26 protein-coding genes are annotated in these 22,368 nt (G+C 62.9%); 8 read left to right on the forward strand and 18 right to left on the reverse strand.

The window, feature by feature from the left end:
* Positions 1-96 precede the first annotated feature (96 nt).
* The gene (locus EKO19_RS09070) at positions 97-444 is read left to right on the forward strand and encodes a helix-turn-helix transcriptional regulator (RefSeq protein ID WP_129776117.1); all 348 of its coding nucleotides are present in this window, start codon (positions 97-99) and stop codon (positions 442-444) included.
* The gene (locus EKO19_RS09075) at positions 434-1,714 is read left to right on the forward strand and encodes a type II toxin-antitoxin system HipA family toxin (protein WP_129776118.1); all 1,281 of its coding nucleotides are present in this window, start codon (positions 434-436) and stop codon (positions 1,712-1,714) included. Before EKO19_RS09070 ends, EKO19_RS09075 begins: the two co-directional genes overlap by 11 nt.
* A gap of 15 nt (positions 1,715-1,729) precedes the next feature.
* On the opposite strand, the gene ubiB is transcribed toward EKO19_RS09075, so the two are convergent.
* The 9 genes from ubiB to dapF form a co-directional block, all read right to left on the reverse strand.
* Complete coding sequence (gene ubiB / locus EKO19_RS09080; RefSeq protein WP_175597005.1) at positions 1,730-3,367, reverse strand: ubiquinone biosynthesis regulatory protein kinase UbiB; 1,638 nt, start codon at positions 3,365-3,367, stop codon at positions 1,730-1,732.
* A 3-nt stretch (positions 3,368-3,370) separates the two neighbouring features.
* On the reverse strand, positions 3,371-3,964 hold the full coding sequence (locus tag EKO19_RS09085; RefSeq protein ID WP_129776119.1) for a ubiquinone biosynthesis accessory factor UbiJ: 594 nt from the start codon (positions 3,962-3,964) through the stop codon (positions 3,371-3,373).
* 1 nt (position 3,965) lies between these two features.
* A complete protein-coding gene (gene ubiE, locus EKO19_RS09090) occupies positions 3,966-4,736 on the reverse strand; it encodes a bifunctional demethylmenaquinone methyltransferase/2-methoxy-6-polyprenyl-1,4-benzoquinol methylase UbiE (protein WP_129776120.1) in 771 nt (256 codons plus the stop codon).
* Between the two features lie 120 nt (positions 4,737-4,856).
* The gene (locus tag EKO19_RS09095; RefSeq protein ID WP_129776121.1) at positions 4,857-5,261 is read right to left on the reverse strand and encodes a gamma-butyrobetaine hydroxylase family protein; all 405 of its coding nucleotides are present in this window, start codon (positions 5,259-5,261) and stop codon (positions 4,857-4,859) included.
* Positions 5,262-5,281: 20 nt separating this feature from the next.
* Complete coding sequence (gene hslU / locus EKO19_RS09100) at positions 5,282-6,610, reverse strand: ATP-dependent protease ATPase subunit HslU (RefSeq protein WP_129776122.1); 1,329 nt, start codon at positions 6,608-6,610, stop codon at positions 5,282-5,284.
* Positions 6,611-6,711: 101 nt separating this feature from the next.
* Positions 6,712-7,248 (reverse strand): ATP-dependent protease subunit HslV, encoded by a 537-nt coding sequence (hslV, locus tag EKO19_RS09105; protein ID WP_129776123.1) that lies wholly within the window; start codon positions 7,246-7,248, stop codon positions 6,712-6,714.
* 22 nt (positions 7,249-7,270) lie between these two features.
* Positions 7,271-8,173 carry a tyrosine recombinase XerC gene (xerC, locus tag EKO19_RS09110; protein ID WP_129776124.1) on the reverse strand — a complete coding sequence of 301 codons (903 nt, stop codon included), beginning with the start codon at positions 8,171-8,173 and terminating at the stop codon, positions 7,271-7,273.
* A gap of 24 nt (positions 8,174-8,197) precedes the next feature.
* Positions 8,198-8,944 carry a DUF484 family protein gene (locus EKO19_RS09115; RefSeq protein WP_129776125.1) on the reverse strand — a complete coding sequence of 249 codons (747 nt, stop codon included), beginning with the start codon at positions 8,942-8,944 and terminating at the stop codon, positions 8,198-8,200.
* Between the two features lie 34 nt (positions 8,945-8,978).
* Positions 8,979-9,797 (reverse strand): diaminopimelate epimerase, encoded by an 819-nt coding sequence (dapF, locus tag EKO19_RS09120; RefSeq protein WP_217705380.1) that lies wholly within the window; start codon positions 9,795-9,797, stop codon positions 8,979-8,981.
* 106 nt (positions 9,798-9,903) lie between these two features.
* Between dapF and EKO19_RS09125 the strand changes: the two genes are divergently transcribed.
* Entirely contained in the window at positions 9,904-10,545 is a 642-nt protein-coding gene (locus tag EKO19_RS09125; protein WP_129776127.1) for a ParA family protein, read from the forward strand.
* On the opposite strand, the gene EKO19_RS09130 is transcribed toward EKO19_RS09125, so the two are convergent.
* Positions 10,542-11,438: an SDR family oxidoreductase gene (locus tag EKO19_RS09130; protein WP_129776128.1), complete on the reverse strand. Its 897-nt coding sequence runs from the start codon at positions 11,436-11,438 to the stop codon at positions 10,542-10,544. The two genes, EKO19_RS09125 and EKO19_RS09130, sit on opposite strands and share 4 nt — an antisense overlap.
* A gap of 85 nt (positions 11,439-11,523) precedes the next feature.
* Here EKO19_RS09130 and EKO19_RS09135 point away from each other — a divergent pair, with 85 nt between their 5' ends.
* Both EKO19_RS09135 and EKO19_RS09140 read left to right on the forward strand, forming a co-directional pair.
* Positions 11,524-12,045, forward strand: coding sequence for a GbsR/MarR family transcriptional regulator (locus EKO19_RS09135; protein WP_129776129.1), 522 nt, complete (start codon positions 11,524-11,526; stop codon positions 12,043-12,045).
* Positions 12,042-13,016: a TIGR01777 family oxidoreductase gene (locus tag EKO19_RS09140; RefSeq protein ID WP_129776130.1), complete on the forward strand. Its 975-nt coding sequence runs from the start codon at positions 12,042-12,044 to the stop codon at positions 13,014-13,016. Before EKO19_RS09135 ends, EKO19_RS09140 begins: the two co-directional genes overlap by 4 nt.
* Here EKO19_RS09140 and EKO19_RS09145 read toward each other — a convergent pair.
* The 6 genes from EKO19_RS09145 to EKO19_RS09170 all read right to left on the reverse strand — a co-directional run bounded on the left by EKO19_RS09145 (position 12,994) and on the right by EKO19_RS09170 (position 19,303).
* On the reverse strand, positions 12,994-14,073 hold the full coding sequence (locus EKO19_RS09145; RefSeq protein ID WP_129776131.1) for a 2Fe-2S iron-sulfur cluster-binding protein: 1,080 nt from the start codon (positions 14,071-14,073) through the stop codon (positions 12,994-12,996). The two genes, EKO19_RS09140 and EKO19_RS09145, sit on opposite strands and share 23 nt — an antisense overlap.
* 8 nt (positions 14,074-14,081) lie before the next feature.
* Positions 14,082-15,323 carry a heme biosynthesis HemY N-terminal domain-containing protein gene (locus EKO19_RS09150; RefSeq protein WP_129776132.1) on the reverse strand — a complete coding sequence of 414 codons (1,242 nt, stop codon included), beginning with the start codon at positions 15,321-15,323 and terminating at the stop codon, positions 14,082-14,084.
* Positions 15,324-15,328: 5 nt separating this feature from the next.
* Complete coding sequence (locus EKO19_RS09155) at positions 15,329-16,303, reverse strand: uroporphyrinogen-III C-methyltransferase (protein WP_157995184.1); 975 nt, start codon at positions 16,301-16,303, stop codon at positions 15,329-15,331.
* Positions 16,304-16,447: 144 nt separating this feature from the next.
* Positions 16,448-17,218 (reverse strand): uroporphyrinogen-III synthase, encoded by a 771-nt coding sequence (locus tag EKO19_RS09160; protein WP_129776134.1) that lies wholly within the window; start codon positions 17,216-17,218, stop codon positions 16,448-16,450.
* Positions 17,215-18,150 carry a hydroxymethylbilane synthase gene (hemC, locus tag EKO19_RS09165; RefSeq protein ID WP_175597069.1) on the reverse strand — a complete coding sequence of 312 codons (936 nt, stop codon included), beginning with the start codon at positions 18,148-18,150 and terminating at the stop codon, positions 17,215-17,217. Before hemC ends, EKO19_RS09160 begins: the two co-directional genes overlap by 4 nt.
* A 43-nt stretch (positions 18,151-18,193) precedes the next feature.
* Positions 18,194-19,303, reverse strand: coding sequence for an AI-2E family transporter (locus EKO19_RS09170; RefSeq protein WP_129776136.1), 1,110 nt, complete (start codon positions 19,301-19,303; stop codon positions 18,194-18,196).
* Positions 19,304-19,416: 113 nt separating this feature from the next.
* On the opposite strand from EKO19_RS09170, the gene EKO19_RS09175 reads away from it, so the two are divergent.
* The 3 genes from EKO19_RS09175 to EKO19_RS09185 are packed head-to-tail and all read left to right on the forward strand — an operon-like array spanning position 19,417 to position 20,491.
* Positions 19,417-19,728, forward strand: coding sequence for an ElaB/YgaM/YqjD family protein (locus EKO19_RS09175; RefSeq protein ID WP_129776137.1), 312 nt, complete (start codon positions 19,417-19,419; stop codon positions 19,726-19,728).
* Positions 19,729-19,751: 23 nt separating this feature from the next.
* Positions 19,752-20,198: a phage holin family protein gene (locus tag EKO19_RS09180; RefSeq protein ID WP_129776138.1), complete on the forward strand. Its 447-nt coding sequence runs from the start codon at positions 19,752-19,754 to the stop codon at positions 20,196-20,198.
* Positions 20,195-20,491: a YqjK family protein gene (locus EKO19_RS09185; protein ID WP_129776139.1), complete on the forward strand. Its 297-nt coding sequence runs from the start codon at positions 20,195-20,197 to the stop codon at positions 20,489-20,491. Before EKO19_RS09180 ends, EKO19_RS09185 begins: the two co-directional genes overlap by 4 nt.
* Here the strand turns inward: EKO19_RS09185 and EKO19_RS09190 are convergent.
* Positions 20,482-21,225 (reverse strand): LytR/AlgR family response regulator transcription factor, encoded by a 744-nt coding sequence (locus EKO19_RS09190; RefSeq protein ID WP_129776140.1) that lies wholly within the window; start codon positions 21,223-21,225, stop codon positions 20,482-20,484. The two genes, EKO19_RS09185 and EKO19_RS09190, sit on opposite strands and share 10 nt — an antisense overlap.
* Before the next feature lie 27 nt (positions 21,226-21,252).
* Positions 21,253-22,368: a sensor histidine kinase gene (locus EKO19_RS09195; protein ID WP_129776141.1), complete on the reverse strand. Its 1,116-nt coding sequence runs from the start codon at positions 22,366-22,368 to the stop codon at positions 21,253-21,255.

Raw genomic sequence — 22,368 nt, forward strand, 5'->3', positions numbered from 1 at the left:
CGTACCGGACCGCATGGGATGAGTTTGACGGGGCGCGGCCCAGGGGCTAGCATTTTGGTCCATTAACGGATCATATTTGCCAGATATGGTCCAAGCATGGATCAAACTGTGCCCAAACCCAAGGTACGTCCCTTCTCCCGAATCGGCCGGCAGGCCATCACCCTGCTGGGCCAGCGGATCAAACTTGCTCGCAAACAGCGCCGGATGACGGCGCAAGAGCTCGCGGATCGAGCGGGGATTTCCCGCGGCTTGGTTCAGCGAATCGAAAAAGGCGATCCGGGGTGTCAGATCGGAGCGGTGTTCGAGACGGCTGCGATCCTCGGAGTTCCGCTCTTCGATGCGGATACCGCCGCCTTGAAAGCGCGGATCAAACGCACCAACGAAGAGATTGCGTTGCTGCCGGCTCATACGCACGTCCGCAAGAAGGTTGAGGATGCCTTCTAAGCCGAAACGATTGACTGACGCCTTCGTTTGGGTCTGGCTGCCCGGCACCACCGAGCCCGTCGTGGCTGGACGGTTGAGCGCCAATCGCAACGGCCTCGAGTTCAATTACGGCCGAACCTACCTCGATCGCACCAACGCGATTTCGCTCTATGACGCCGAGCTGCCACTGCGTGCCGGCGTGCTACCGCTGCTCGCGGGTCTTTCCATGCCAGGTTGTATTCGAGATGCCGCACCGGATGCATGGGGACGGCGCGTGCTGATCAACAGGCTGCTCGGCGCTCGTGGCCCGCGGACGGATACGGCGCAGCTGGACGAACTGACCTATTTGTTGGAGTCCGGCTCCGATCGCGCGGGTGCCTTGGACTTCCAGACATCGGCGACGGAGTATGTGCCGCGACAAGGGGCGAATGCGACGTTGACGGAGTTGATGGAGGCGGCGGTTCTCGTCGAACGAGGCGTGCCGCTCACGCGCGAGCTTGCGGAGGCTCTCCAGCATGGCAGCGCCATCGGCGGAGCGCGTCCGAAAGCACTCATTCAAGATGGCAATATCAAATATCTGGCCAAGTTCTCCTCGTCGACCGACCTGTACAGCGTCGTGAAAGCAGAGTTCATCGCGATGCGTCTGGCTCGATATGCGGGGTTGAACGTGGCGAGCGTGAGCTTGCGGCGCTCTTCGAACAAGGATGTATTGCTGGTAGAGCGATTCGATCGTGCGGTGGCGAATGGGGGATGGCGGCGCAAGGCCATGGTGTCCGCGCTCACGATACTCGGTCTGGACGAGATGATGGCCCGGTACGCGAGTTATGAGGATCTTGCGGAAGTCATTCGTCACCGCTTTACCGATGCACGAGCAACGCTGCGTGAGCTGTTTTCCCGGCTGGTATTCAATATCCTGTGCGGCAACACCGACGATCATGCGCGAAACCATGCCGCGTTCTGGGACGGTGGGAGCCTGGCTTTAACGCCCGCTTATGACATTTGTCCGCAACCGCGAGCGGGCAACGAGGCCTCGCAGGCGATGCTGATCGCGGGAGATGACAACCTGAGCCGGATCTCGACATGCCTGGCAAGTGCGCATCACTTCTTGTTGTCGCCCGAGGAGGCAGTGGAGATCGTGCATCGACAGGTTGCCGCGATCGTGGAGCATTGGGACGCGGTGTGTGAGGAGGCTGCGATCTCCACGACGGACCGTTCGTTGCTCGCGACGCGTCAGTTTCTGAATCCGTTCTCGATGGAAGGATTCAGCATGGGCGAGGCCCGGCTGCAGTGACCGTAGATCGACCCGCTATTTCCGCAACGTAAACAGGCCCGCGATGCTGGCGCCCAGCAAGGTGTAGGCGAGCCAATCCGGGCCGGTTTCAGTGACCAGCAGCATGACGCTGATCAGCGCTCCGACCGCCGTCACTATGGTCACGTCGCGGCGCTGGCCGTCTTCCTTGATGGTTTGTTTGAGCCGTTCGATTTCGGTCGTATCGATCGGCACGCTGAACCGCCCGTCGGACGCGCGTTGAATCGCGTTTTCCACCAGCGGCGGCAATTGATGTAACGCCTGCAACATGTCCGGTAGCTGCTTGCGCACATCGCGAGCCAGCGCGCGCAGGCTCCAGCGTTCGGCGACCCACTGACGGAGCAAAGGCTGGGCGGTCTTCCAAAGATCCAGATCCGGGTACAGCTGACGGCCCACACCCTCGATCTGCAGCAGCGTCTTCTGGATCAGCATCAGCTGTGGCTGCATCTGCGCGTCGAAGCGCTGGGCCGCTTCGAACAGGCTGATCAACACCTGACCAAACGAAATCTCTCGCAGCGGCTTGTTTGCGATCGGCTCGCACACCGTCCGTACCGCCGACTCCAGTTCATCGACGCGAACATGCGAAGGAATCCAGCCCGAGTCGATGTGCAGCTGAGCGATCCGGCGATAGTCGTGCTCGAAGAACGCCAGGAAGTTCTCCGCGAGATAATGCTGGTCGCGCGGCGCGAGCGTGCCGACGATGCCGAAGTCGACCGCGGCGTACTGCGGCTGCTCGGGATTGTCGAGCAACACGAAGATGTTGCCGGGATGCATGTCGGCGTGGAAAAAGTTGTGGCGGAACGCCTGTGTGAAAAAGATCTCCACGCCGTTCTCGGCCAGCCGCTGAATGTTCGCGCCACGACGCTGCAGTTCGGCGACGTCATTGATCAGCACGCCTTGCACGCGTTCCATCACCATCACGTTGCTGCGTGTGTAGTCCCAATAGACCTCGGGCACATACAACAGCCGCGAGTTCACGAAGTTGCGCTTGAGCTGCGCGGCATTGGCGGCTTCGCGCTTCAAATCCAGCTCGTCGAGGATGGTCTTCTCGTACTCACGAACCAGCTCGACCGGTCGCAGCTTGGGCGCATCGCTCCAATAACGATTGGCCAGGTCGGCGAGCGCATACAGCACTTCGACATCGCGCTCGATCAGCTTGCGAATGCCGGGCCGCACGATCTTGACGACGACTTCCTTGCCGTCCTTCAACTGCGCGCCATGCACCTGCGCGATGGTTGCCGCCGCCAGCGGAGCGGCATCGAAGCGAGCGAACACATCGCTCGTCGGTCGCTCATACGCTGCTTCAACGATGGCGCGCGCAGCTTCGTTCGAGAACGGCGGTACGCGGTCCTGCAGTTTCTCCAGTTCGTCAGCGATGTCTCGCGGCAACAGGTCGCGACGGGTCGACAGCGTCTGACCGAACTTCATGAAGATCGGGCCCAGTTCTTCCAGCGCGAGACGCAACCGTTCGCCGCGCGAGGCTGAGGCCTTGCGTCGGAACCAGGTGTTCGGCGACAGATAGAATGCGAACCGGACCGGCCGGAACAGGTGAGTCGCAACGATGATCTCGTCCAGGCGATGGCGCACCAGGACGCGTTGAATCTGCAGCAGCCGGGAAATGACGCTCAGGCGCATGCGTCAACCGCGCTTGCGTTCGAGCAAGGACAGGCGGGCTTCGAGCCGATCGACATCGTCGCGCAACTTGTCGACGCCCGTGATGAATTCATCCGCTTCGGTCCGGCTGGGAGCATCGCGCCCTTCTTCTTGGAGATATTCAGAAACATTCTGCGCAAAGGTGTCCGCGGCCCGTTTTGCGAAGCCGAGCGCCGAGCGCGCCACATTGCCCACCTGGTGAGCGGCGATGTCGCCGATGACTCGCGACAGCTCTTCTTCCAGATCGGGCCGCGCATGCTTGAGCAGTTCGCTGAAGGTTTGCGCGATTTCGGCATCGCCATGAATGTGCACCGAGCTGGTCCGCAGCGCTGTTTCGGGTGCGGGGCCGGCCATGCGAAGCAGCGACAACGGCGTGCCCGACAGCGTCGCGTTCGGCGCACCCTCGTGCCGAGTGTCGAGCGACATCTGCTCGCCGTTCGATTTGAAATAAATGCTGAGCGGCATGCCATCGACATGCAGCGCCAGCACCTTCGTATCGAGCCGACGGCACAACGCACGTGCCGCCGACGAAGCGGCGATGTTGCGATTGAGCACGGATTCCAGCGGCGTCAGGCGCATGTCAGAAACGATAGCCCCGATGCAGGGCGACGATGCCGCCGGTGAGATTGTGATATTTGCAGTTCTCCAGCCCCGCCTCTTGCATCATCTCGATCAGAGCCGGCTGCGTGGGGAACTTGCGAATCGATTCGGCGAGGTAACGATAGCTGGCTTCATCGCGCGCCACGACTTTGCCCAGCCACGGCAACACCGAGAACGAATAGGCGTCGTACAGCGGCTTCAGGCCGGGAACGACGGGATGCGAGAACTCGAGAATCAGCAATTGGCCGCCGGGCTTCAGGACGCGCGTCATCGAGCGCAGAGCCGCGGCCTTGTTCGTGACATTGCGCAGCCCGAAGCCGATGGTCACGCAATCGAACGTGCTGTCGGGAAACGGCAGCCGCTCGGCGTTGGCGAGCGAGTAGCGGACGTTATTCACGAAGCCGCGATCGGTCATCGCGTCGCGACCCTCCGCCAGCATCGCGGGATTGATATCGGTCAAAACGACCATGCCATTTTCGCCGACTTGCTTGCACATGCCCGCCGACAGGTCACCCGTGCCACCCGCCACATCGAGCGCTCGCTGGCCGGGGCGCAATCCGGTCTGCGACAGCGCGAAGCGCTTCCACAGCCGGTGCGTGCCCGCCGACATCAAGTCGTTCATCAGGTCGTAATTGCCCGCGACCGATTCGAACACGGCTCGAACCCGCGCCTGCTTTTCCGCGACCGGCACCTGCTGGTAGCCGAAGTCGGTGGTGGCGTCCTGGGGAGACTGGGGGGAGTTGGCGGTCATGGTCGTCGCTGGCTGTGACGAGCCATTTTAATCGAGATCACTACTGAGAGTAGCGATATCCACTTTGTCAGTGTAGGTTCGCGAGCGAATCTACATTGAGCGTAGTGATATCCGGGTTCGCTAGCGCTGCGGCGGCTTCAACGAAAATGGGCTCGCCGGCTTTTTCGGCAGCACCGTGGGGTAGGCGATGCCCAGCTCCTTGAGCCGGTCCAGATAGCTCTGCCATTTCTGGGTCCGGTCCCGGCCCAGCTCGTACAGGTAGGCCCAGGTATAGAGGCCGGTGTTGTGGCCGTCGTCGAACACCAGTTTGACCGCGTAATTGCCCACCGGCTCGACCTGCGAGATCGTGACTTCGTGCTTGCCGAGCTGCAGCTGCTCCTGCCCCGGGCCATGACCGCGCACCTCGGCCGACGGCGAGAACACCCGCAGATATTCATACGGCAGCTCGAACACCGAGCCGTCGTCGAAGCTCACTTCCAGCACGCGGGACTTGGTCCGCGATTTGATGTTGGTCGGATGCGGCATGGCCGGTTCGGGGACGAGGATTACAGGATGTAGCGCGTCAGGTCTTCGTCCTTCACCAGTTCGCCCAGGTGCTTGTCCACATACTCCTGGTCGACGGTGACATTGACGCCGTTCTTGTCGGCCGCTTCATACGACAGCACTTCGAGCAACCGTTCCAGCACCGTATGCAAACGACGGGCGCCGATATTTTCGGTGCGCTCGTTCACTTGATACGCGACCTCGGCGATCCGACGGACACCGCTCTCGCTGAAGTCGAGCGTGACACCTTCGGTCGCGAGCAGCGCCTTGTACTGCGTGCACAGCGACGCGTCAGGCTCCGTCAGAATTCGAATGAAGTCTTCGACCTCGAGCGCATCCAGTTCCACCCGAATCGGGAAGCGACCCTGCAATTCCGGGATCAGGTCCGACGGCTTGGACATATGAAACGCGCCGGAGGCAATGAATAGAATATGGTCGGTCTTCACCATGCCATGCTTGGTGGTGACCGTGCTGCCTTCCACGAGCGGCAACAGATCACGTTGCACGCCTTCGCGCGACACATCGGCGCCATGCGTTTCCTGGCGACGGGCGATCTTGTCGATTTCGTCGATGAACACGATGCCGTTCTGCTCCGCGTTCTGTAACGCGCGCATCTTCAGCTCTTCTTCGTTGACCATCTTCGCGGCTTCTTCATCCGTGAGCAGCTTGAATGCTTCGCGAACTTTCACTTTGCGCGTCTTGGTGCGCGAGCCGCCGAGGTTGGAGAACATGCTCTGCAACTGATTGGTGAGATCTTCCATGCCGGCGGGCGCCATGATCTCGACGCCGACCGGCAATGCGCGCACTTCAATCTCGATCTCACGATCGTCGAGCTGGCCTTCGCGCAGCATCTTGCGGAATTTCTGCCGCGTTTCGCCGTCGCGCGGCGTGGGCTCGGGCTCGGCAGTGAAGCCCATGGATTTGGGTCGCGGCAGCAGCGCGTCGAGCACGCGCTCTTCGGCGGCATCCATGGCGCGATGACGCACCTTTTCCATTTCTTCTTCGCGAGTCATCTTGACCGCGACGTCCATCAGATCCTTGATGATGGAATCGACCTCGCGGCCGACATAACCGACTTCGGTGAACTTGGTGGCTTCGACTTTGATGAACGGCGCGCGCGCGAGGCGGGCGAGCCGACGAGCGATCTCGGTCTTACCGACGCCGGTGGGGCCGATCATCAGAATGTTCTTGGGCGTGATTTCAGCGCGCAATCCTTCAGCGACCTGCATGCGGCGCCAACGATTGCGCAGCGCGATGGCGACGGCACGCTTGGCCGCGCCCTGGCCGACGATGTGCTTGTCGAGCTCTTGAACGATTTCTCTGGGAGTCATTGACATAAAGATGGAAGTGAATGATGACTACTGACTGGTGACTATTGCGACGGCCTGGCTATGGAACGCCTTCTGACTATTCATTAGTCATCAGTCACGAGTCACTTCAACTCCTCTATCGTGAGATTGCGATTGGTGTAGATACAAATATCGGCGGCAATGTTCAATGCCTTCTCGACGATCGTGCGGGCATCGAGCTCGGTGTTCTGTAACAACGCGCGCGCGGCGGATTGGGCGAATGCGCCGCCGGAGCCGATCGCCATGATATCGTCTTCGGGCTCGATGACGTCGCCGTTGCCCGAAATAATGAATGAGCTCTTGGTGTCGGCGACACACAGCAGGGCTTCCAGGCGGCGCAGGCTGCGATCGCTGCGCCAGTCCTTCGCGAGCTCGATGGCCGCGCGCGTCAAGTTGCCGTACTGCTGCAGCTTGGCTTCGAAACGCTCGAACAGAGTGAACGCGTCGGCGGTGCCGCCGGCGAAGCCTGCCAGCACTTTACCGTCGTAGAGGCGCCGCACCTTGCGGGCGTTGCCCTTCATCACAGTGTTCCCTAGAGAGACCTGGCCGTCGCCGCCGATGCAGACGACGCCGTTGCGGCGGACCGAGAGGATGGTAGTTGCGTGGGGTGATTCGCTCATGTTCTGTCTGCTTGCCGCGCCGTCAGCTCTTCCGGCGTGCCCGAGGGTGGGCCGCATCGTAGATCTTGGCTAGGTGCTGGAAATCAAGGTGGGTATAAATCTGAGTGGTTGCTATGTTGGCGTGACCCAGCAGTTCCTGGACGCCGCGCAGGTCCTGACTGGACTCGAGCAGGTGCGTGGCGAACGAATGGCGGAACATGTGCGGGTGAACGTGCACGCCGAGGCCCTGGTTGCGAGCCCACGCCGCCACTTGTTTCTGAACCGAACGTGGGCTGATGCGATCGCCGCGTTTGCCGACGAACAGCGCGGTATTTCCTACGTCGGCGAGCTTGGTGCGTTCGAGCAACCAGCGACTGATGGCTTCGACAGCGTGGCGGCCGACCGGCACGACGCGAGTCTTGCCGCCTTTGCCGAGCACGCGAACGGTGCGATCCGCGAGGTCGATGTCGGTCAGATCCAGTCCAACCAGCTCCGACAGACGCAGGCCCGAGGAATAGAACAATTCCATCATCGCCTTGTCGCGCACGCCGATTTCTTCGTCGGTGCGGAAGCTCAGCAGCCGGGTCATTTGATCGACGTCGATGGTCGCGGGCAAACGTTTGCTGGCTTTCGGCGCCTGCACCTCGACGCCGGGATTGGCCTTGACCACGCGTTCGCGCAATAGAAAGTTATAAAAACTGCGCAGCGCGCTCAGGCGCCGTTGAATGGTTCGAGGCGAGGCGCCGGCGCGATGCTCGGCGGCGGCGAAGGCACGAACGTGCTGACCGTCGATCCGCGACCAGTCGGTCAGGCCGTTCTTGTCGCAATGAGCGACGAAACGTTTCAGGTCACGACGATAGTTGGAATCGGTGTGCGGCGACATGCGCCGCTCCACGGACAGGTGGCTGAAAAATTTCGGCAGCCAGGCAAGGGCGGACTCATCCATTGATCGACGCCCGCGACCGCGAAATCAGGCGGCCGCGACGGCCTCGCTCACCAGGTCACCGATGCGCGCCAGGAAGTCGGTGCTCATGGTGGGATGGAAACGTTGTGCGTCCGGGCTGCCGATCGCGAGCAGACCGAAGCCGAGCTCGCGGCCCAGCGGCACCAGCGCGGCCGAACCGATCTCGATCGTGCCGGCGCCGAACAGGAAATCGCGTTGGCTGTCGCGAATCTGACCGCAGCGGGGGCGGGCGGATTCGAACAGGGTGTCGAACATTTTCAGCTCGGTCGCGTTCGGGTCGATCAGGCGCAGATGACGGCTGTCGATGCTGGTGAAGCCGGTCGCGCGGGTCGGCGCGAGCAGCAGCAACCATTCGGAAGCGCCGAAGTCTTCACGCAGCGAAGTTTCCATCGAGTCCAGCAACGTGGTGGCATTGCCGGCGCGCACCAGGCGACAGGCCAGGCGATGGATCTTGGCGGCCAGCACGTCGTTGCTTCGAGCCACATCGATCAGCTCGCGCAGCCGGGATTCCAATGACTGATTTTTCTCACGCAGCGCCGAGACCTGACGCTCGACCAGCGACACGGTGGCATTGCCACGGCTGTGCGGGAGCTTGAGCTTGGTGAGCAAGGTCGCGTGCCGCTCGAAGAAGTCGGCGTTGTTCGTCAGGTAGTCGGCGATCTCGGCCTCGCTGGGCCCACTGTCGGCCAGCTTGCTGGTGACCGCCGGGGTGAGCGTTTCCACATCGGCACCGCGGACCGGTTGCTTGCTCATACAGTTGCCTTGTTCTTCAGCTCGATTGGTACGTTCAAACTTCCACCGTCCCTTCGAAAACGGTGACCGCCGGGCCGGTGAGCCACAGCGCTTCGCCAGGGCCGGGCCAGCGCACGAACATGCGACCGCCCGGCGCGTCCACCTGCACTTCCTCTTGCAGCAGACCCCATCGTCGTCCGATGGCGACAGCGGCGCACGCGCCGGTGCCACAAGCTTGCGTCTCGCCCACGCCGCGCTCGAACACCCGCAGCCGGATGTGAGTCGGGCTGACCACTTCCATGAAGCCGACATTGGCGCGCTTCGGGAAGCGGGAATGATTCTCCACCGCGGGCCCCAGTGTGTCCACGGCGGCGTCCCGCACGGCGGGCACTTGCATGACGGCATGCGGATTGCCCATCGAGACCGCGCCGATCTGCAGCTCTTTCTCACCGACGCGTAGCGGGTACACGTCGGCTTCCCGTGAAGCTTCGAACGGCAGCGACGCGGGCGCGAAGTTGGGCACGCCCATGTCGACGGACACCAGGCCGTCGTCCCTCAGGAAGCCGTTGACCTGACCGCCGGGGCTGTCCATCCGCACGCTGGATTTACTGAGCTTGCGAGCGACCAGGCTGGCGATACAGCGCGCGCCGTTACCACACTGCTCCACCTCCGAACCGTCGGCGTTGAAGATGCGATAGAACACATCGAAACCGTCTCTGGCGGGGGGCATCAGCACCAGCGCCTGATCGAAACCGATCCCGACGCGACGATCGGCGAGGCGGCGAAACACTTCGGAGGATGGCAATTCCATGCCGGCCGGAGCCTCGAATACGATGAAATCGTTGCCCAGGCCCTGCATCTTGGTGAAAGACAGGCGCATGAGCGGAGCATATCATTCGCGACAACGCGAAACCCAGCACAGTCCGGCGCGCCTCGCCGGGCCCAAGATTGTCTCTTTTTCGGGGGAAGCGAGGATTTTCATGCGCCACGTGATGGTAATGAACTCCAAAGGCGGCAGCGGCAAGAGCACTCTGGCGACCAACATCGCTTGTTACTTTGCGAGCCGGGACGCCAAGGTGACGATCGCCGACTACGATCCGCAGCGCTCCAGCCTCGACTGGCTGGCGATGCGCCCTGCCGATCTGCCCAGCATCGCCGGCGTGCCGGCCTACGATGAAGGCATCCGCACCGTGCCGCGAGATACGGAGGTGCTGGTCATCGACGCCCCGGCCAGGACGCATGGCGCGGAAATGAACGAGCTGGTCCGTCGCGCCGAGACCATCCTGATTCCGGTGATGCCATCGCCCATCGACATGAAAGCCTCGGCGCGCTTCATGGAAGAGCTGCTCGAGCTGGGCAAGGTGCAACGTCAACAGGCGCGCCTCGGCATGGTGGCGAACCGGGTGCGAGAGAACACGCTGCTGTTCGACGAGCTTGATCAATATCTGGACAAGCTCAAGGTGCCGTATCTCGGCCAGCTGCGTCAGTCGACCAACTATCTGCGTGCCTATCAGCGCGGCATGGGCATTTTCGAGCTGCCCGAATATCTGGCCAGCCCGGACTGGGAGCAGTGGAAGCCCATTACGAAGTGGCTCGACAGCAAGAAGAGCCAGCCAAGTTAGCCATTGCTCAGGCTGGCGCGAATGCCGGTCTCCAGGTCGGTATAGCGCAGCTTCACGCCCAGATGTTTCAGCATGCGGTCGTTACTGACCCGGCGCGATTCATTGAGGAATGACAGGCGCTCGGGGCTGAACGTCAGCTGGGCTTCTTCCATCGAGACCCGCGGTGGATGAGGCAGGCCGCTGAGATCCGCGACCAGGTCGATGAACGACGTCGAGCTGACGGAGTTGCCGTCGGTGACGTTGTAAACGCCGCGCGCTTCCTTGTTCTCGATCGCCGCTTCGCAGGCGCTGACCAGATCGTCCACATGAATGCGATTGGTGATGCCGGCGTCTTCGGCGCGCACCACCGGTTCTGACTTGCGCAATCGTTCCAGCGGCAGCCGCTCGGGGCCATAAATTCCCGGCACCCGGAGCACGACACGCCGAACCCGTCGTTCGTGACACCACACCCGGGTCATTTCTTCGGCGCTGACCCGTCGGCGGGCGCGCTCGGTGAGCGGCATGACGGGCGTGCTTTCGTCGACCAGGGCACCTTGCGAGTCGCCGTACACACCGGTCGTGCTCATATAAACAAAGCTCTTGGGCGGCACGAACGCCAGATGCAGGAACCTATCGAGCCGCAGGTCGCTCTCGCCCGAACCGGGCGGCGGGGCCAGATAAACGATGGCTTCCTGATCCAGGCGCTCGGGAATGCTCGAGCCGAGTCGCGGCCGGTCGAGGTCGATGACGACCGTCTTCAATCCTTGCCGCTCCAGTGCGGCCGCCTTGTCGTTCGAGCGGACCAGGGCGGTGATCTCATATCGATCGCGCAGGCGGGCGGCCAGGCGCTGGCCGACATAGCCGCAGCCGGCAATCAAGATGTGGGGTCGGCCCTCGCTGCCAGACTGAGTCATGAGCGCCCTCGGGCCATCGACTTGACACGGTGTCGGTGCATATTTAAATTTCAGAAAAGACAGAAATTACGGATGGGTCCAGAACATGCAACTGACTCCTACCATGCAGAGGTGCGTGCTCCATTGGGGCGAAATGGCCAGCCGCTGGGGCGTCTCCCGTTCGGTAGCGCAGATCCATGCCTTATTGTTCCTGGCGCCGACGCCGCTGACGGCCGACGAGATCGCCGAGACGCTGAACGTGGCGCGCTCCAATGTCAGCGTCAGTATCAGGGAGCTTCAATCCTGGGATCTGGTCAGCGTGACTCATCAACTGGGCGACCGGCGCGATTACTTTCAGGCGCGCAAGGATATATGGGAAGTGCTCACCATGATCATGGACGGACGCAAGAAGCGTGAAATCGACCCGACTTTACAGATGCTGCGCGAGGCGACCGCCGACGCCAGGAAAGATGAGGAAACCCCCGAGCAGGTGAAACAGCGTATCGGCGACATGCTCGAATTCCTGGAGGAGGTCTCGGGCTGGTACGACCAGGTCCGCGCCATGCCTCGGCCCACGCTGTTGAAGCTCATGCGCATGGGCACGAAGGTCGCCAAGATCGTCACATGAGCCGTCCAGAGTGGCAACGCGCACCGCGGCGTGTCGCTCGCTCGGATGCGCCTTGTATCGTGCTGGTCACGGGGGCGACCGGCTTTATCGGTCGCAGCCTCTGTCGGCGGCTGCTCGCCGACGGCCACAGTGTCATTGCCCTGACTCGCAATGGTCCGCGGGCACGTGCGGTGTTCGGTTCGATGGTGCGTGTGATTGTTTCGCTCGATGAAATCATATCGAGCGAACGTATCGATTGGATCGTCAACCTCGCCGGTGCGCCGATCTTCGCGGGTTTATGGACGCCCGCGCGTCGCACCGAACTGCTCGACAGCCGGCTGAACGTCACAAACAAGATCACCGAGCTGATCGCGCGGCTCACGCACAAGCCGGACGTGCTGATCAATGCGTCCGCGATCGGTTACTACGGCGTGCGCGGAGAAGAGGAGATCACCGAAGCGGCGCGCGGTCAGCCGATCTTTCAATCGCATCTCTGTCAGGCGTGGGAACTGGCGGCGCAAGCGGCCGAGCAATATGACGTTCGTGTCTGTCGTCTGCGCTTCGGCATCGTGCTAGGCATGTCGGGTGGCGCTTTGCCCGGATTGCTCCGGCCCGCTCGCATGCGATTGCGCGTGTTGCTCGGGTCGGGGCAGCAATGGCAATCGTGGGTTCACATCGACGATCTGCTCGATCTGTTGTGGTTCTGTATCAGGCAGGAAGACATGAGCGGCGGCATCAATGTCACATCGCCGCGGCCGGTTCGTCAGCAGGAGTTCGCGGCGACGCTGGCGGCGCAGTTCGGTCGGTCCATTCCTGTGCGCGTGCCGGCGCGCATCTTGCGAGCCTCGCTGGGCGAATTGTCTCAACTGCTGCTGGAAGGGCAGAGAGTACTGCCGACCAAGGCGCTGAACGCAGGCTTCGCGTTTCGCTATCCCGAGTTGAACGCGGCGCTTGCCGATCTGCTGCGAACTAAAGATCCTGCGGCGGGATGAACGCAGCGCCCAGTTTGGCGGTGGCATCCGGCGCGAAGTCGAACGAATCGAAGAACAGCTGCTCGGGCGGCAAGCCACGATGCGTGAATTCGTGGCGGATCGTTTCCACCATCACCGGCGGGCCGCTGGCATACACATCGACCTTGGTGAGATCGGGATGATCTTCCAGCGCGGCGGCATGCACCCAGCCCGTTCGACCCTGCCACCGATCTTCGGCGCGTGGCGCTGAAAGCACGGGAATGTAATGAAGGTTCGGATGCTGCTCACACAGCGCGCGAAGATGCGCGTCTTCATACAAGTCGTGAGCGGTCTGCGCTCCCCAATAAAGATATAGCGGCCGGCGGTCGCCGACTTCCAGCAGACTATGCAGCATCGAACGAAGCGGCGCGTACCCAGTGCCGCCGCCGACGAGCAGCGCAGGTCGCGGCGATTCACGCCGGAACCAGAATTGTCCGAGCGGCCCTTCGACTCTCAGCAGCGCTTTTTCCAGCGTGCCGTCGAACAGCTGTTGAGTGAACTCGCCGCTCGAGACCCGACGGATGTGCAGCTCGAGCAACTTGCCGTCGCCCGGCGTGCTCGCGATGGAGAAGCTGCGGCGCCGGTTCTGCGGCAGCATGATGTCCAGATACTGACCGGGCGCGAAATGGAAATATTCGTTGGCCGGCATCTTCAGGAACACCGCCATGATGTCGGGCGTGAGCCGGTCCAGTCGCTCGATGCGACAAGGCAGGCTCTTGAGCACGATCTCCGGCGCCGGCGGGCGGATCTCACGAACTTCGATGGTGAGATCTTCGCTGGCCGCGTGCGCCTGGCACAGCAGTGCGTAACCGTCGCGCTCTTCGTCTTCCATCAATCCCAGCGGCCGGCCGTGCGGATAGCTCACTTCGCCGTGACGAATGCGCGCGCGACACGACGAACAATGTCCGCTCTTGCAGCTGTGAGGAAGGTTCAATCCCGCGCGAAGGGCGGCATCGAGAATGGTCTCGCCGCGTTCGACGGTGAGAACCTGCTGCGAGGGAAGCAGCGTGATGCGTGCGTAGGGTCGGGCTGCGGACATCGCGAAGCCTAGTTTCTCCGCCGGTCGCTTTGCCTGCGTTCCAGCCAGCGGCGCGCGCGAATCTTCGGGAGATTCGCCTTGCGGCCCACGGCCAGGGCGAGAGCGTCGTTCAATGCCTTCACCGAGCGCTCGTGTTCGCCGAGTTGGTCCATGAGGCTCGCGAGCAGTTGATATGCTTCCAGGCGCGGCCGGATCGCGATGCTCGTTTCGAGGAAGCTGCGCGCCTTGCCGTAGAGCTCGGCGCGAGTTGCAAGCTGGGCGCAGGTAAACAGCAACGCCGCGTCATCGCTGTGCTCAGGCAACCAGGCTTCCGCGCGATCCAGCGTTTTCAGCGGCTCGTCGGTTTCCAGCTCACCGTAAGCCAGCACCGCTGCTTCATTCCACTGCTTGTTGATGCAATCGCGCAGCGCCGCTTCCGCGGCTTCGTGATCGCCACATGACATCGACGCGCGAGCATATGCGACCACGATCTCGGGATGCTTGGCCAATGACTTGGACGTTTCCTTCCAGGCGGCTTTCAACTCGTTCAAGTCGCCCTGGGTCGCGGCGTCTTTCAGCCGGTCGAGATGAACCTGCGCGACCGTCTCATCGACCATCGCGGCCGTGATGCCTCGAGTACTGCGCAGGCGCGGCTCCAAAGCCTGCAGCTTCTGCCAGTCGCCCGACTGACGATAGGCACGAGCGAGCAGCAACAGGCCGCGCGCGTTCTGCTGTTTCATCGCTTCGAGTTGTTCGAGCGTCGTCAGCGCCGCTTGCAGCTGCTTGTGCTTGAGCAGGACTTCGGCTTGCATGACGAGTGCGGGCGCGCGGCGCTCGGGAGCCACTTCCAATGCACGCTGCAGATATTCGTCGCGCCGTTCAGAGGCGCCTTGCAGATCCGCAGCCCGAGCTGCCGTCAGATAGTGGGCCGCGGGGCTCTCGGCTTCACGCACGTTGCGAGTCAGCGTGTTCTCGGCGGCTTCCCAGTTTCCTTCGGACAGCTCCAGGATGCCTTGAGCAAAGCTGCGACGGGCGCGTTCGTGACGTCGTGCCTCTTGAGCCGCTTTCCAGGAACGACGTGCGGTGATGAGCTTGATCAACAATCTCACCGCGAAGTACGCGGCGACCAGCAGCAGACCGAACGTCACCGCGGACATTTCGATCAATCGACCGGCGAAGCGCAGCGCCACGTAGCCCGGATCGCCCAACACGATGTTGGCGATCAGACCCGCGACGATCATTGCCGCGGCGATGTATAGACCGCTTCTCATGGCGGTTACTCCGGGCCTCGGCGCGACGGGACCATCCGGCGCAGTGTGCTGATGGAGTTGGTCACGGTGGGCAGAGCGGGGTCGATGTTGATCGGTTCCAGCGCCTGCACTTCGTTCAGCAACGACTCCGCCTCGGGGCTGGAAAGATCGAAGAAATCACCCAAGGAGCGTCGCGCACCGGCCAGTGCCGTGCGATACGCCTGCTCATCGTGACGGATCACCGCCGTGCGGGCCGCGAAGAACAACAACTGCAGATGCTGGCGTCTCAACAGCGCTTCCTCGGCAGTAATGACGCTGCCGGAGGCGTCGTCGACTTTGCGCACGACGATCAGATTCGAGAAGGTCTGGCTGAGAATGGCGCCGGCGCGAGCAAACATTCCATCCGGCAGCTTGGTGCGATCGAAGGCGTTGCGCTCGGTGACCAGGATGCCTTTCACCGGCGCGTCGCTGGCACGTTCTTCGGCGCCAATCAGCTTGGACAGAATGCCGGTGGTATCGGGCAGCTGCACGGCCCGCAGCGCCTGCAACTCCTTGGCGATTTCTTGCCGGACAGCGGCGAAGGACGGGTCCTTCAGCGACGCGAGGCGCAGGTCCGCCGACTCCAGCGCGACGATCGCAGTTTCTACATCGCGATCCAGCGTCAGCCGGCGCTGGGCCAGCTCCAGAAGAAACAATGCCTCGGCGCGCGACCACGCGCGTTCCGGTCCTTCGGCGCGGCCGCGCAGCTCTTCGACGGAAGAGGCCAGCTCCTGCAGTTGTTGAGGAGCATCGTTCAGCGTGTCCAGGCGTCGATTCAGATCGCGATGGGCTTGGCGCTCGCGGCTGGCCTGACTCTTCAATTCGGCGCGCAGCAGTTCCCGATCGGCGTTGGACGCGGCCACGGCGGCATTGGCGATATCGAGCTTGTCCCGGATCGCATCCAGGCGCACCAGGCCATAGCCGGCGATTGCCAAGGCGAGCACGGCAATAGCTGTCGTCAATCGACTGTACGTATGCGCGCGACGGGTTCTCGACGAATCGCCGGGATCAACCGAGCTGATGGATTCAGGACCAGAATTGGCCATAGGGGGCCATGGGAAAGGGCGCTGCTTGCGACCTGCGTATCCTAACACGCAGTGCCGATTTCAAGCCGCCCGGGCGCGGGTTCTCCAATTGGCCAAAGCGCCGATCATCGAGGCGTCGTCGGCGCCGTTCGCGACAATCAGCGTCCCGTTCAAGCCCGCGGCCTGCGCCGCTTCGGCGATGCGCCGGCTGGCCAGCAGCAGCGTGCTCTCCCGCAGGAGCGCGCGCCCGCGGTCGGACAACATCTCCATCAAATTATGCAAAGTTTCGATGCTGGTGGCGGTGACCACGTCGATGCCTTCGTTCTGCCAGCGTGTTTCCAGCGCGTCGCGCGTGGCGTCGTCGATCGTGGGGCGAACGCGTCGATAAACGTCGAGCGTCTCGACGACCAGGCCGCGGGCGCTGAATGATTCCTGCATCAGCTCGCGACCGCCCGAGCCGCGCACGATCAGGATCTTCGCGCCATCGGCCAATGTGAGATCCGGATGCGCCAGCAACGCTTCGCTGTTGAAGCCGGCTTCGGGAACGATGTCGGCCGGCAGCGAAGTCTCTTTCAATGCCGCCGCGGTGGCCTTGCCGATCGCCGCTACGCGTGCCGTCGGGCTCTTCTCGATCAAGTGCACGCCATGCGCGACTGCATTGACGCTCACAAAGATGATGAGATCGTGACCGCTCGCCTTGGACGCAGTGACCGGCTCGATTTCCACCGCGGGAAAGGCAATCGCCGCGGCGCCATTCTGCTGCATCCGTTCGCACAGGCCCACGGCTTGGGAGGCGGGGCGAGTCACGAGGACAGTGAGCTCCGCCAGCGGCGGCATCACCTTCGGAATCATGTCGACTCCTGCCGCAAACGTTCGAGCAGCTCGCCGGCGCCATCTTTCAACAGCTCTTCCGCCAGTCGCACGCCGATCGCTGCCGCCTCGGTGACCGGGCCCAGCTGCGAGCCGCGATACATCTCGCTACCGTCGGGCGCGCCGATGACACCATGGAGTTGCAGCTGATCGCCACTGAGCGTCGCGAATCCCGCGATGGGAGATTGGCAGCTGCCCTCGAGCCGTTGCGCGAACGAGCGCTCCGCCAGACAGCATTGCCACGACTCCGTGTCATTCAGTGCACGGACGTAAGCGATGTTACGTGCATCGTCGTCACGGCATTCGATACCGATGATGCCTTGACCCACGGCCGGCACCGATTGCCCGGCCGCGAAATATTCAGTGATGCGGCTTTCCAGTCCGAGGCGAATCAAACCCGCGGCGGCGAGGATGATCGCGTCGTACTGATCTTCGTCGAGCTTGCGCAGGCGAGTATCGACATTGCCTCGCAAAGTGATGAGCTCCAGATCCGGTCGCGCCTGTTTCAGCTGACATTGCCGGCGCAAGCTCGAAGTGCCGACGCGCGCGCCTTGCGGCAGGCTCGCGAAACTCTTGTGACGAGTAGAAACAAATGCATCGCGGGGATCGGCCCGAGGCAGCATCGCGGCCAGGGTGAAACCCGGCGGCATGTCGCTCGGCACGTCCTTCATGGAATGCACGGCGATATCGGCCCGATGCTCCGACATGGCCAGTTCCAGCTCCTTGATGAACAGGCCCTTGCCGCCGATGTCGGCCAGCGGCCGGTCGAGGATGCGGTCGCCTTGCGTGGTCATGGGCACCAGCTCGACCTTCAGATCCGGGTGCTTGTTTCTGAGCAGGGCCGCGACGTGTTCGGCCTGCCACAGGGCCAGACGGCTCTGCCGGGTGGCGATGCGCAATGTGTGTTCGGAGATACTCATGACAATTCTATAAACGAGTCGGCGCGGGCAGGGCGAATCATTCCGCCGACACGGCCATGGCTTTTTCCGCGCGTCGCATCTCGAGCCGGAAACGGATCAGCGCGATGATGAGCGCGAGGACGACCGGCCCGAGGAACAGGCCGATGGCACCGAAGGCGGCCAATCCGCCCAGCACGCCGATGAAGACGGTCAGCGTACCGACATTGGCGCGCCCCGACACCAGCATCGGCCGCACCACATTGTCGACCAGCGACACCAGCACCGCACCCCACACCAGCATGAAAATCGTCGCGCCCCAGCGGCCTTCCACCGCCAGCACCAGCGCCGCCGGGCCCCACACCAACGCGGTACCACCGAACGGCAACAAGGCCACCAGCGCGGCGATGACGCCGAACACGATGGGCGAGGGCAGGCCCACGATCAGGAAGGAAATGCCGACCAGCGTGCCCTGGATCAGCGCTGTCAGCCCGGTGCCATACACCATGGCGCGCGTGACCGCCGCCAGATGGTCGAACAGCTTGGCCTTGGGGGTCTCGGCCATCGGAATCAGCTCGCGCGTGGTGTCCACCATCTCGCCGCCGTCGCGGATGAAAAAGAACAGCATGAACTCCATCAGCACGAAGCCGACCACGGTGCCGACCGCGCCCAGGAAGACTTTGCCGGTCAGCGACGCCAGAGTCTGCAACGCTTCTTTGGAACCTTGCGTGAACCAGGCCTGCAGCTGCGCCAGATCCACGTCGAGCGTCCGGTCGAGCCAGTCCAGCCCCTCGCGCACCCAGGGAACATTCGCCAGATTCAACACGTTGCCAGTTGTCTGACCGGCGACCTTGTCTTGCACCAGCTGCAACAGGTCGCCGACCTGGGCCGCGAAGGCCGCGCTCAGTGCGGTCAGCGGGCCGATGATGACGACGAACGTGAGCACGGTCAGCAATGCCGCCGAGAGTTGGGGTTTGCCACGCAGCCGGGCGGCCAGCCGCACATGCAGCGGATGAAGCAGAAATGCGATGAAGATCGCCCACAGCAACGGACCCAGGAAGGGCTGGACGATCTTGAACAAGGCCAGGCCCAGCACCAGGCACGTCACCAATGCGAACGTGCGCGCGTAGAACCGATCTTTCACCGGTGCGACGCGTGGCGGTTGAGTCATGGGTATTCCGATCCGTGTGGCCGCAGGCCCGCGGCAAAGGTCGCCATGCTAGCACCGCCGCCCGCTCACTGGTTTGCTAACATCCGATGCACGAAGCTCGAGAGGAACGACTCATGAATGCCCAAGTAGACGTGACTACCGACCAGCTGGTCGCCGACCTGAAGACCGTCATGGAGGATGCCGAGGCGCTGCTCAAAGCCACCTCGACGCTCACCGGCGAGAAGATCCAGGAAGTGCGTGCGCGCGCCGAAGAGTCGCTGCGCCAGGCCAAGGTGCGCTTGAGCGAAGTCGAGGAAGAGGCGATGCGCCGCGCGCGTGAGATCGCCGACGCCGCCGACGAATACGTTCACGAGAATCCGTGGCAGTCGGTCGGCATTGCCGCCGGCATCGGTCTGGTGGTCGGACTGCTGCTCGCCCGTCGCTGAGCGCGACGCGAGTCGACTCCGTCATGGCAGTGGAAACCCACGATCCGCGCACCGGCGCCCAGAGCGCGCATGCCCGAAGCACGCAAGAAGGCGCGCGTCCGGTCGCCGGCCTGTTTCAGTCGCTCAACAACTTCCTGGCGACGTTCGTCGCCATCGTGCACACCCGGCTGGAGCTGCTGACCACCGAGTTGCAGGAAGAGGTGCGGCAGGTCGGCGGGATTCTGCTGTGGGCCTTCATCGCGGCGTTCGCGGCGATGATGGGCCTGTTCCTGGTGGCGCTGGCGGTGATCTTCGTGTTCTGGGACACGCACCGGCTGGCGGCCTCGGTGGCCATGGTCGGCATGTTCATCGTGGTCGCGGTCGTGGCCGGGTTGATACTCCGGCACAAGCTCAGCACCAAGCCGCCGTTGCTGGACGATACGCTGGCGGAGCTGGCCAAGGATCGGGATCAGCTGAAGGCGCGTCTGTGAGCAGCGAGCGCTTCAATCAGTTGACGGCCAAGCATTCCAACCTGCGATTGCGCGCAGCCGTGCAGCGTCGCGCGCTGGGCTCGAACATGAATGAGATCGAGCATCACCTGAGCGGTCTGGATCGCGGTATCGGCGCCGCTCAGCGTGCGTTGAAAAATCCCGCCGTGCTGATTGGCGGCGTGGCGCTGGTCGCGTTGATCGGACCGAAACGGCTGATGCGTTGGGTGAGTCGCGGCGCGTTGGTATATACGACCGCGCGGCGCTTCATGCGCCTGCGCCCGCGTCAGGAGTGACTTTCGCCGCGAATGCGCCGGAGCAGCTCGGACGCGTGACGCCGGCTGACTTCCAGCACTTCACCGCATTCACGAACTCGCACGACGTACTGGCCTGAATCGGTGCGCTCCACCGCGGAGATGTATTTCTCCGCGATCAAAGCATTGCGATGGATGCGCACGAAGTCCGGCGCGAACTCTTCGGCCAGCGCCTTCAACGATTCGTCGATCAGACTCTCGCCGCCCTTGTGGCGCACGGTCACGTATTTCTGATCGGCGACGAAATAATAAATATCCGATAGCGGGATCAGCTTGAGCGTTTCGCCCAGCCGCGCGCAGATCTGTTCGCGACGATGCTCGAGTCGCGCGGTCTCGGCGACCTTCACCAGGCGCGTCGGAGAAATGCGCGACGCGTGGCGTAGCGCGTGAGCGAGCTTCTCTTTACGGACCGGCTTCAACAAATAGCCGACCGCTTCGGTCTCGAAAGCTTCGACGGCGTATTGATCGTAGGCGGTGGTGAAGATCACCGCCGGCGGATCTTCCAGCGAATCGATGTGACGTGCGATCTGAATGCCGGACAGCCCGGGCATGCGCACATCGAGCAACACGACGTCGGGGCGCAGCTCGCCGCAGGTCGCCAATGCCTGCTCGCCGTTGTCGGCTTCGCCGACGACTTCGCAGTCCTCGATCTCTTCCAACAGCCGCCGCAACCGTTCCCGTGCCGGCGACTCGTCATCTACGATTAACAGACGCATCTGTTTTGGTTACCGCCCCAATGCCGGCTAGCCGTTTACCATATCCTCGCCAGCATACGGAAAGATCAGCCGGGCGCAAAATTCCCCTTCCCGCTGCTCGACCTCGACCCGGGCGCGGCCGGGCCAGGCCAGCTCCAGGCGCTGCCGGATGTTCTCCAACGCCATGCGATTGCCCTCGCGATTGGCGTAGCCGGTCTGAGTCAGAATGGGGTTGCGCACTTCGATGTGCACCTGGTCGTCCTGGCGGCGGCCGACGATGGAGATCTCGCCGCCGCGCGGCAGCGTCTCGACGCCGTGATACACGGCATTCTCGAGCAGCGGCTGCACGATCAGGCTCGGCACGAGCGCGCGCATCGGCAACTCATCGACGTCCCAGTGCACGGTGAGTCGATCGCCGAGGCGCAGTTGTTCGATGCGTTGATGAGTCCGCGCGATTTCCAGTTCGTCCTTGAGCGGAATGCGCGCGCTGGCATCGCTCAGGCTGGCGCGAAACAGATCGGCGAGATCTTCGACCGCTTGCTCGGCGCGCTCCGGGCTGGAGCGCGTCAACGCGGCGATGGTGTTCATGCTGTTGAATAGGAAGTGCGGGCGAATGCGCGCTTGCAGAGCGCGGATGCGAGCGAGTGCTTCCTGCTCGATGCTGCGTTTCCACTCGGCGCTCACATAGAAATACCGCAGCGCCAGTGCGCTGATGATGAAGCCGACGACGATATTTCTCAGCACGAACCCGGCGTGATCGTGTGGAAAGAAGCCAGGCCCCGCGCTCATCGGGTCGCCGGCCCAGAACCGGCCCACTTGAAACACCGCTTCCGACACCAGGCCGATGGTCGCGACCAGCATGGCGATCGCGGCCATCGCCGCGCGCGCCGGTGGCATCGTTTGCAGCCACGGCCGCGAGCGGCACAGCACGGCGGAACAGGTAAGGCCGATCCACAAAAGAAACATCGAGCCGCCGGCCAGATCGGTCCAGAAATTATCGTGCAACGCCTGCCGGGCCAGCGCGATCACCAGCGCCACCAGTTCGGCGATCAGCACCACCACGAAAATGGCGGGCGAGGCGCAGAAATCCGGCAGAAAGAACGTCGGCGCCTTGGACGCAGGCGAGGTCGACGTGGCGCGAGGTTCGGAGGCTGACGCCACCAT

The sequence above is a fragment of the Peristeroidobacter soli genome, from assembly GCF_004138485.1.
GTDB classification, from domain to species: domain Bacteria; phylum Pseudomonadota; class Gammaproteobacteria; order Steroidobacterales; family Steroidobacteraceae; genus Steroidobacter; species Steroidobacter soli.